The 10,391-nt window shown below is 40.5% G+C and carries 9 protein-coding genes and 1 pseudogene; 8 read left to right on the top strand and 2 right to left on the bottom strand.

The genetic code is table 11. The features are described 5' to 3' along the window. The 7 genes and pseudogenes from ABXH34_RS15035 to ABXH34_RS15010 all read left to right on the top strand — a co-directional run. The coding region (locus ABXH34_RS15035) for a (2Fe-2S)-binding protein (protein WP_353572704.1) at positions 1–1,494 on the top strand (1,494 nt) is incomplete at its 5' end. Positions 1,495–1,714: 220 nt separating this feature from the next. Beyond that, positions 1,715–1,822, top strand: coding sequence for an IS1/IS1595 family N-terminal zinc-binding domain-containing protein (locus ABXH34_RS18770; RefSeq protein WP_502710418.1), 108 nt, complete (start codon positions 1,715–1,717; stop codon positions 1,820–1,822). 30 nt (positions 1,823–1,852) lie between these two features. After that, positions 1,853–1,954 (top strand): annotated as a pseudogene (locus ABXH34_RS15030) (hypothetical protein); the annotation flags it as partial. Positions 1,955–2,121: 167 nt separating this feature from the next. Next, the gene (locus ABXH34_RS15025; RefSeq protein ID WP_353572703.1) at positions 2,122–2,571 is read left to right on the top strand and encodes a hypothetical protein; all 450 of its coding nucleotides are present in this window, start codon (positions 2,122–2,124) and stop codon (positions 2,569–2,571) included. 98 nt (positions 2,572–2,669) lie between these two features. Continuing rightward, positions 2,670–5,033 (top strand): phenylalanine--tRNA ligase subunit beta, encoded by a 2,364-nt coding sequence (gene pheT, locus ABXH34_RS15020; protein ID WP_353572702.1) that lies wholly within the window; start codon positions 2,670–2,672, stop codon positions 5,031–5,033. A gap of 2 nt (positions 5,034–5,035) precedes the next feature. Beyond that, complete coding sequence (locus tag ABXH34_RS15015) at positions 5,036–5,338, top strand: integration host factor subunit alpha (RefSeq protein WP_353312527.1); 303 nt, start codon at positions 5,036–5,038, stop codon at positions 5,336–5,338. Continuing rightward, complete coding sequence (locus ABXH34_RS15010) at positions 5,316–5,672, top strand: MerR family transcriptional regulator (RefSeq protein WP_353572701.1); 357 nt, start codon at positions 5,316–5,318, stop codon at positions 5,670–5,672. The genes ABXH34_RS15015 and ABXH34_RS15010 overlap by 23 nt, the downstream gene beginning before the upstream one ends. A 180-nt stretch (positions 5,673–5,852) precedes the next feature. Here ABXH34_RS15010 and mreD read toward each other — a convergent pair whose 3' ends face one another. Further along, positions 5,853–6,341, bottom strand: a complete 489-nt coding sequence (gene mreD / locus ABXH34_RS15005) for a rod shape-determining protein MreD (RefSeq protein WP_353572700.1) — start codon at positions 6,339–6,341, stop codon at positions 5,853–5,855. 105 nt (positions 6,342–6,446) lie between these two features. After that, the gene (gene ppdK / locus ABXH34_RS15000) at positions 6,447–9,194 is read right to left on the bottom strand and encodes a pyruvate, phosphate dikinase (protein ID WP_353572699.1); all 2,748 of its coding nucleotides are present in this window, start codon (positions 9,192–9,194) and stop codon (positions 6,447–6,449) included. Between the two features lie 441 nt (positions 9,195–9,635). Here ppdK and moaC point away from each other — a divergent pair, with 441 nt between their 5' ends. Then, positions 9,636–10,112, top strand: a complete 477-nt coding sequence (gene moaC, locus ABXH34_RS14995; RefSeq protein ID WP_353572698.1) for a cyclic pyranopterin monophosphate synthase MoaC — start codon at positions 9,636–9,638, stop codon at positions 10,110–10,112. Positions 10,113–10,391: the final 279 nt, after the last annotated feature.

Genomic DNA, 10,391 nt, shown 5'->3' with positions numbered 1-10,391 from the left:
TCAACAAAATTGAAAGTCACGGGCATTGATTTATTCTCAGCGGGTAATTTCACAGGCACAGATGGCAGTGAAGACATTATTTTCCAAGACCCCAGCCTTGGCGTTTATAAAAAATTAGTGATTGAAGACAATAAAATCATTGGTGCAGTGTTATACGGTGCGACTTTAGACGGCTCTTGGTATTTCCAATTGATGCGCGATGAAACCGATATCAGTTCAATGCGGGATAAATTATTATTTGGTCAAGCCCATTTAGGTGATAGCGGTCACGGTGATGAAAATCATATTTTGACCATGCCTGATGATGCTGAAGTCTGTGGCTGTAACGGTGTGTGCAAAGGCGACATTGTTAACGCGATTGTGAAAAAGAATTTATTCACGGTTGATGATGTGCGTACCCATACTAAAGCGTCTAGCTCTTGCGGTTCATGTACTGCTTTGGTCGAGCAATTATTAGCGTCAACTTTGGGCAATGATTATTCAGCTTCTCCCGCGCACAAGCCATTATGCAAATGTACTGATTTAACCCATGATGAAGTTAAAGACGAAATTATTAAACAAAACTTAACTAGCATTCATGCCGTATATGAAGCTTTAGATTGGAAAACGCCTGATGGCTGTGTCTCTTGTCGCCCTGCCTTGAATTATTATCTGATTAGCAGTTTCCCTGATGTAGCTGAAGATGATGGTCAGTCACGTTTTATCAACGAACGAGCGCACGGCAATATCCAAAAAGATGGAACTTATTCGGTTGTCCCTCGGATGTGGGGCGGTGTGACTAATCCTGCTGAATTACGCGCTATTGCAGATGTTGCAGATAAATATGATGTGAGATTGGTCAAAGTCACGGGCGGTCAACGTATCGATTTATTTGGTTTAACTAAAGAGCAGTTGCCACATATTTGGGCAGATTTGAATAAAGCGGGCTTTGTTTCAGGTCATGCGTATGGCAAGGCATTGCGGACGGTGAAAACCTGTGTGGGTTCGGATTGGTGTCGGTTTGGCACACAGGATTCAACAGGCATGGGAATTAAATTAGAAAAAATGACATGGGGTTCTTGGACTCCGCATAAATTCAAAATTGCCGTTTCGGGTTGTCCGCGTAATTGTTCTGAAGCAACGATTAAGGATTTCGGCGTGGTCGCTGTGGATTCAGGTTGGGAATTACATATTGGTGGTAACGGTGGTATTAAGGTTCGGGTTACAGATTTATTGTGCAAAGTAACCACGGAACAAGAAGTCCAAGAATATTGTGGTGCGTTTATGCAGTTGTATCGTGAACAAGCCCATTACTTGGAACGGACAGCACCTTGGATTGAACGTGTGGGTTTAAAATATGTGCAAGAGATTATTGTGGATGATGCAGGAGAACGTAAGTCATTACATGAGCGGTTCTTAGCTTCTCAGGAAATTTCACAGGTAGACCCTTGGGCAGCATTGGCAAAAAACCCTGATTCTCCACAATTTAAACCTTTAAAACGTATTGAAGCGTAATCACTCTCTCTGCTCATACATCTCATGCTTGAGTCTTGTATGGGCATCTCATTTCGATTCTTTAGCTGCAAACCGCTGCTTTTATCAATGTTACACCCCTTTTAATCCATTCCATTTAAGTCATTTTTCATTTAAGATTTTCACCACGATTTTTTGGTAGTCCTATCAAAGTAGTGGTATTTTGATATTATGAGCGTAAAGAGAGAATTAGGAGTGAAGCATGGTGGTTTGTCCAAAATGTGGTTCATCAAATTATATAAAAAATGGAACGATTCATAACAAAAAGCCAAAGATGATGTGTAAAGATTGTGGAAGACAGTTCATATAAAGAGCGAATAAAGGTAAAAATAACAGCAAGAAAATCAGCCTAAAAAAGCGTATGTTTGGATGTTCAAAAGTAAAGTATAAACTTGCGGATGATTTTGATGCGCCACTTGATGACTTCAAAGACTATATGTAATGAAATATCTAAGGCACAAGTTCATTAAGTCCAAAAGTGCAAACTATTATTTCTAACGAAAATGAAGATATGAACTTTATTAGTTGTGATAAAATTTTTAACTCTTATTTAAAAAATGAGAAAATTTAACAAGTTAGGTAAATTAATGCTTAGTCAAGGAAAATACTATGGAACTCAAAGACTTTGTAAAAGAAGCTTTATCTCAAATTGTTGTGGGGGTTTCTGAGGCACAAGAAGTTGTTAGAGAGCATGGAGGATTTGTTAATCCTGCTCACCAATATAGTAATTCAAAAGCATCGTCATATTTTGGAGAGTTAACTGATTTAGGTATGCACATGTTTTTAATTAACTTTGATGTTGCAGTTGTTGTTAACGAGGATACTGGAACAAATGCACAAGCAAAACTCAAAGTTGTTAACTTTCTTGATTTAAGTGCTGGGGGTAAATCAAATAATTCAAATACTTCTACACATAAAATAAGCTTTCATATTCCTTTAGCTTTGCCTGTTGATTCAGAAACCAAGCAAAAATTAGAAAAAAAACTAGAAGAACAGCGTAAATTTGCGGTCTCCCAAAATTCTTGCAGACGAGATGAATCTGAAAGCTGGTCAAATTAGTATCACATAATTACTTCCATCAGAAATCGAAAAACCGCCCCACATTTGCTATCATGCCCCTCTAAAATAAAATGCTTTAGGATACGGAAACAACAATTATGAAATTCAGTGAAAGCTGGCTTAGAGAATGGGTCAATCCTGCTATTGATACACAAGAAGTAGTGAAGCAATTTACCATGGCGGGTTTAGAAGTCGATAGTTTTGAGCCTGTGGCAGGTGAATTTACTAAAGTTGTGATTGGTGAAGTGCTATCTGTCCAGCCGCATCCCAATGCAGATAAATTGCGCGTGTGTAGCGTCAACGTCGGTCAAGATGAACCGCTTAACATTGTCTGTGGTGCGCCTAACGTGTGCGAAGGCATGAAAGTCCCTACCGCAATGGTCGGTGGCAAAGTCGGCACAATGAAAATCAAAAAATCGAAATTGCGTGGTGAACCTTCTCACGGAATGCTCTGCTCTGCCAAAGAATTAGGCTTAGAAGATAATATAGATGGTTTAATGCCACTTGCCAGTGATGCACCTGTGGGTCAAGACATTCATGATTATTTAAATCTCAACGACACCAGTATTGATATTGATATTACCCCTAACCGTGGTGATTGCCTCAGCATTGCAGGCTTTGCACGTGAATTGGGTTTGCTAACACGTCAAGATGTTTCCACCGTTGAAATTCCTCAAATCCCTGCTGAAATTAGCGATACCTTGCCAGTGGAAATCCTCAGCCCTGAAGCCAATCCGCGTTATGTCGGTCGAGTGATTAAAAACGTCAATGTCAAAGCGCAGACTCCATTATGGATGCAAGAAAAATTACGTCGCAGTGATATTCGCAGCATCAGCCCCGTGGTCGATATTACCAATTATGTATTGTTGGAACTGGGTCAACCGATGCACGCATTTGACTTAAATAAACTCTCTGGCGGTATAAAAGTACGGATGGCACAAGCGGGTGAAAAATTGACTTTACTCGACGAACAAGAAATTGAATTAGACGAAAACACCTTAGTGATTGCCGATCATAAACAAGCCTTAGCTTTAGCGGGTGTGATGGGGGGTTTAGATTCTTCGGTTACAGACAATACGGTGGATATTTTCTTAGAAAGTGCGTTTTTCACTCCAAAAAATTTAGCAGGTTGTGCCAGACATTATGGTTTACACACGGATTCTTCATTTCGTTTCGAGCGTGGTGTGGATTTCCAATTGCAACGCAAAGCGATAGAACGTGCCACCGCTTTATTATTAGACATCACAGGCGGTCAAGCAGGCGAAGTGATTGAAGTCGTCTCAGAAGCGGATTTACCATCAACTCCAAGCATCGAATTACGCAGCAGCCGAATCAAAAAAATATTAGGTCTCGGATTTCCAACAGCGGAAGTCACTGACATTTTGCAGCGTTTAGGCATGAACATCACACAAAATGGGGATAACTGGACAGTACAACCACCCAGTTTTCGTTTTGACATGGCAATCGAAGTCGACTTAATCGAAGACATCGCGCGGATTCACGGTTATGACAATATCCCTAGCCGTCCACCACAAGCCAGTTTAAATTTGAGTAAACAGCCTGAATTAAGCATTCGTCAATTACAAGCAGCACTGACTCAAAATGGCTATCAAGAAGCGATTACATACAGTTTCGTTGACCCTGAATTGCAACAAAAAGTGAATCCAAAAGCGGGCGCAATTGCCTTAGCCAATCCGATTGCCAGCGATATGGCAGTGATGCGGACGAATTTGTGGACAGGCTTATTACAAGCATTACAATATAATCAAAAACGCCAACAATCCCGTATTCGCTTATTTGAAACAGGTTTGCGCTTCATCAAAACCGATGATGATTTATTACAACAGCCGTGTATTTCAGGGGTCGCCTGTGGTTCACGTTATCCAGAGCAATGGGATGTTAAACACCAAGCAATTGATTTTTATGATGTCAAAGCCGATGTTGAAGCTTTATTGAAATTAGCAGCGATTCCTTATCACTTCAAACCTACAGAACATGAAGCCTTGCACCCCGGACAAACGGCGGCTATTTTCCAAAATGAAAAGCAAATTGGTTTAGTTGGTGCACTGCATCCTCAATTGATGACGGAATTAGATTTAATTGCCCCAGTCTTTTTATTTGAATTACAATTAGATGATGTGCTTGCTAAACAAGTGACGAAGTTTGCAGCGATTTCTAAATACCCATCTGTACGTCGTGATTTATCTTTGCTTATTTCTCAACAAGTTACATGGAAAGAATTGCTAGATTGTGTATGGGAAAATGCCCCAGAAATCCTAATTGATGCACAGTTATTTGACGTATATGAAGGCAAAGGTATAGAATTAGGCAAAAAAAGTTTAGCAATGGGCTTGATTTTTCAGGCATTTTCGCGCAATCTAACCGAGTCGGAAGTTGATGAAGTAATTTCAAAATTACTCGTAACCTTTGAAGATCGATTGAATGCTGAACTAAGGAAGTAAAAATGGCACTAACAAAAGCTGCAATGGCAGAGAAATTATTTGCAGAATTGGGCTTAAATAAGCGCGAAGCCAAAGAAATGGTGGATATGTTCTTTGAAGAAGTTCGCTGTGCGTTAGAAAAAGGTGATCAAGTTAAATTATCAGGTTTTGGTAATTTTGACTTGCGCGTAAAAAATGAACGTCCGGGGCGTAACCCTAAGACAGGCGAAGAAATACCTATTAGTGCAAGACGTGTAGTTACTTTTAAACCTGGTCAAAAACTAAGAGCGCGAGTAGAAGGATATGCTGGATCCGTCGAGCAATAATGAGCTACCTGCCATCCCCGCTAAGCGTTATTTTACGATAGGGGAAGTCAGTGAGTTATGTGCGGTTAAACCTCACGTATTACGTTACTGGGAACAGGAATTTACCCAACTGAAGCCCATTAAACGTAGAGGCAACCGTCGCTACTATCAACATGAAGATGTGGTTTTGATCCGTCAAATCCGCAGTCTTCTGTATGAGCACGGCTTTACTATCGGTGGTGCAAAACATCGTTTAGAAGAGGATGCAGAAGCGAATATGCCAGACAATCAGCAACTGATTCCGCAGCTTGTCAGAGAGCTAGAAGAAGTATTACATATTTTGGAAGAAGTTTAAGATATAAAGAAAGCGGTAAGGCTATTATGGGTTGGCTTTATCGCTTTTTTGTGTCTGGAGAACATTGATTTTTAAGGTGAGCAATTTAGAAGAATACAAACAAATGGTTGCTGGACTATATCCGCAAATTGAATAATAAGAATGACTGGAGCAGTCCTAAAATCTTATATTTAGGTATTTTTAAAATACTTGATAAGCCCGTTTCATATCGCGCAGTAAAATAAATATCCATGGCCAAAATAATGTGCTGGTAATAGCAGGATAAATAAATGACAAGCCTTGTGGCGGATGACCTAACATACCACGTATCCAAATATCTATAGTTTGTGAAATCATAATCAAAACAAAAATGCCGACAGCCTGCTGCCATAAAGGAAACACTCGAATCCTACGATGTAATTTCACCCCAGCATAAGCCAGTAAACAATAGCCAAGTGAATGCTGTCCCAGTAGTGTATCGCTTAAAACATCATGTAATATCCCTATAAACCAGCCTACACCCACACCCACGCGCTGTGGTGTCGCAATCGCCCAGTAAACTAATACCAGTGCAACCCAATCAGGTCGCCAAGTTGCTGCCCATTGAGGTAATGGCATGATAGCCAGCATTAAGCTAATCATAAAACTGAAAATAATAACCCAGCCGCCGTGATGTTTTTCTAAAGCCATATTGAGGACATTTTGAGAGTTTGATAATTCCAAAAATCAAAACGTAGGATGCGAATCAGCCACACCCTACAAATTAAAAACTAAATCAGATAAAACACATTATTGCTATTCAATTTCGTATTTATCTTCTAATAATTTAGCATGTGCTGCAGCTAAACGTGCAATTGGGACACGCGGTGCTGAACAAGACACATAATCTAAATCAATATGATGACAAAAACGAATTGACGCAGGATGACCGCCTTGCTCACCGCAAATACCCACTTTTAAGCCTGCACGGGTTTTACGACCCCATTCCACCGTCATTTGCATCAACTGACCGACACCTTTTACATCAAGTACTTCGAAAGGATTATCTTGCAAAATACCATTGTCGTTATACATCGGTAAGAATTTGTTTTCAGCATCTTCACGAGAGAAGGAGAAAGTGGCTTGAGTCAAATCGTTAGTACCGAATGAGAAGAATTCCACTTCATTTGCCAACTCTTTGGCACGCGTACATGCACGTACAGTTTCCACCATTGTACCAAATTTGAAATCAAGTTTAACTCGGTGCTGACTTTCAACTTGTTCACGAATCTCATCAACGGAGCTTTTCACTCGGGTCAATTCTTGAGAAGTAATCACCTGAGGCACCATGATTTCTGGATGCACTTCTACGCCTTCTTTGATACATTCAGCAGCCGCTTCTAAAATCGCACGGATTTGCATCGCATAAATTTCAGGGAAGGTTAAGCCTAAACGCACCCCACGATGACCCAACATTGGATTCACTTCGTATAATTCACGCACTTTGCGTAACATTTCATCTTTCTTGCCAATTGCAGCAATCACGGTTTCTTCTGTCATCGCATCAAATGGTGCAGGTAATGTGTAATGGTCACGTAAAGTATTCAATACGGTAGAACGACCTCTAACTACAATACAATATTCACGCAAAGCATCCAAATCATCTAAAAGCTGTTGCTCTGTAGGTAAGAATTCGTGCATTGGCGGGTCAAGTAAACGTACTGTGACAGGACGTGGTGACATGGCTTTGAAAATACCTTTGAAGTCTTCACGTTGGATAGGTAATAATTTATCCAATGCCACTTGACGGTCAGCAGGGTTACGCGCCAAAATCATATCAACCACGATAGGTAAACGGTCAGTTTCGTTGAACATCCGTTCAGTACGACATAAGCCAATACCCATTGCACCATATTCTACAGCACGTTGTGCGGCTGGTGGCGTATCTGCATTTGCCATAACTTTGATTTGTGCAAGCTGATCAGCCCAACCCAATAAAACCTGTAATTCTTCAGAGAATTTAGGTGGGATAGTTGGGATTTCACCCAGATAAACATTACCTGTACTGCCATCGATGGTAATCACATCACCTTCGCATAACGTCACATCGCCAACTTGGGCTTGACGCATACGAGTGTCCACAGAAATGCCTTCTGCACCCGCAACACAGGCTTTACCCATACCACGTGCGACTACTGCAGCATGTGAGGTTTTGCCACCACGACTGGTTAAAATACCTTGTGATGCAAAGAAGCCGTGAATATCTTCAGGTTTGGTTTCTTCACGAACTAAAATCACTTTTTCACCGCCGCGACCTAAAACTTCAGCTTGATCGGCATCAAACACACAGCGACCACATGCAGCACCCGGAGAGGCTGGTAAACCTTGGGCGAGTGGCAGGATTGTGCCATGAGGGTCTAAACGTGGATGTAATAATTGTTCTAAATGCTCAGGATCAACACGCAATAAAGCTTGTTCTTTTGATACTAAACCTTCGTTGAATAACTCGACTGATGTTTTAACCATCGCAGCAGCATTCATTTTACCGTTACGGGTTTGTAAGCAATATAAAGTGCCTTTTTCAATCGTGTATTCATAATCTTGTACTTCATGATAGTGGTTTTCTAACTTATTACGTAAGTCCACTAGCTGCTTGTACATTTCTGGTAATTCTTGTTCCATTTCCTGTACAGGTTTCGGGGTTCTAATCCCCGCCACCACGTCCTCACCTTGGGCGTTAACAAGGTATTCACCGTACATGTGATTTTCGCCTGTACCCGGATCACGAGTAAAGCCCACACCTGTGGCACAATCATCACCCATGTTACCAAATACCATTGCCACCACGTTAACCGCAGTGCCGTTAGCCATTGCTGGAGTAATATTGAATTCACGGCGATAATCAATAGAACGACGACCTGTCCATGAATTAAATACCGCTTTTACTGCAATTTCGAGTTGTTCGTACACATCTTCAGGGAAAGGACGACCAGTTTCTTCTCTCACGACCATTAGGAAACGTTCGCTAATTTCTTTAAGATTTTCTGCACTTAAGCCAACGTCAACTTTGACCCCTGCTTGTTGTTTTACTTGATCAAAATGTACGTCAAATTTTTCATCATTAACCCCTAGCGCGACTTTGCCAAATAATTGGATAAAACGGCGATACGCATCATAGCCAAAACGTTCGTCACCTGTATGTTGAATCAAACCTTGTAAGGTTGCAGAGTTTAAGCCTAAGTTTAAAATGGTATCCATCATGCCAGGCATTGACATTGCCGCGCCAGAACGAACAGAGACTAACAATGGGTTGTTAGCATCACCAAAGCCGCGTCCATTTGCTTTTTCGACTGCTTGAATATGACCTTTTACCTCATCGATTAAACCATCAGGTAAGATTTTTTGTTCAAGATATTGCAAGCAAGCTTCTGTGGTAATTACAAAACCCGGCGGTACACGTAAACCAATTTGTGTCATTTCACAAAGGTTTGCACCTTTACCACCAAGTAATTTTTTATTTTTACCATCCCCTTCTTGGAATGAGTAAGCATATTTCACAGACATATATCCCTCCATTGAGTTTGCTTTGGTCTTAGGGTCGTCCGAAGGTCAAGAAAATCATAACTTCAGGTAGATTTTGTTATGACCATATTAAATTTAGTTGTTCGGTCTAGGATTATAAAGCAGTTAGCTCAAAATGTGTGAGCAGCATACCTAACTATTATTATGAGTCAATTTATTTTTGGGATAGATTGGGATTGCCTAGGCTGGAAAACGGGGAATATCAGTTACAATCAGTTCAGAGAAAGAGGCTATGATTAGTCATCATTGTGAACTGTTTTTAGCACTATAGTCAATTCTATCTTAGGTGAGGACTGGCAGTCCTGAAATACTTTAAATATCAAATAGTTTTAAAACTTAGGACTGCCAGTCCTGTATTATCTTAAAATAAAATAACTATATTTCAGACTGTTTTTGAAAACACATTATTGAAGGATTCTATCTATGTCGGAATTGACACATTTTAATCAAGCGGGTGAAGCCCATATCGTTGATGTAGGTGATAAAGCTGAAACCCATCGTATTGCTATCGCTGAAGGCTGGATTTATATGCAAGCTGATACCTTGGCACGGATTCAAACAGGTAATCATAAAAAAGGCGATGTGCTGGGTATTGCGCGGATTGCAGGGATTATGGCTTCTAAAAAAACCAGTGATTTAGTCCCACTTTGTCATCCGTTAGCACTAACTCATGTCAGTGTTGATTTCACAACGTTGCCAGATGAAGATGCAGTGTATTGTCAAACTAAAGTTGAAACACGCGGTCAAACGGGTGTCGAAATGGAAGCATTAAATGCAGTGCAAGTCGCTTTACTCACGATATATGATATGTGCAAAGCGGTTGATCGGGGCATGACGATTGATAAAGTAAGATTAGTTAAAAAAGAAGGCGGCAAATCTGGGGTGTGGGAAAGAAGTTAAAGAAAGATATTAACTCACCTTACGTAAATAAAGGAACTGTTCATTTTATGTAGGAGCGTTTTCCAGCAAAATATGCGATATGCTTGGGGTGGTGGAATACGGTGAGAGAGAGTTTATTCATAATAACTAACACCAAAAGGTTCATCTATTCCACCCTACTCTTTCAAACTTTTTTACATTTTGCGTAACACAAGATATTAACTTTATATCTCAGGACTGCTCGCCTTTTAAAAACGTGCAATCCTGCATGATATTAGAATCACGTTAACTTTGACGCTT

Origin of the sequence: Candidatus Albibeggiatoa sp. nov. BB20, assembly GCA_016744725.1 — a bacterium.
Taxonomy (GTDB): domain Bacteria; phylum Pseudomonadota; class Gammaproteobacteria; order Beggiatoales; family Beggiatoaceae; genus Albibeggiatoa.
The sequence above is the reverse complement of the archived record's forward strand: the minus strand, read 5'-3'. Positions and strand labels throughout refer to the sequence as shown.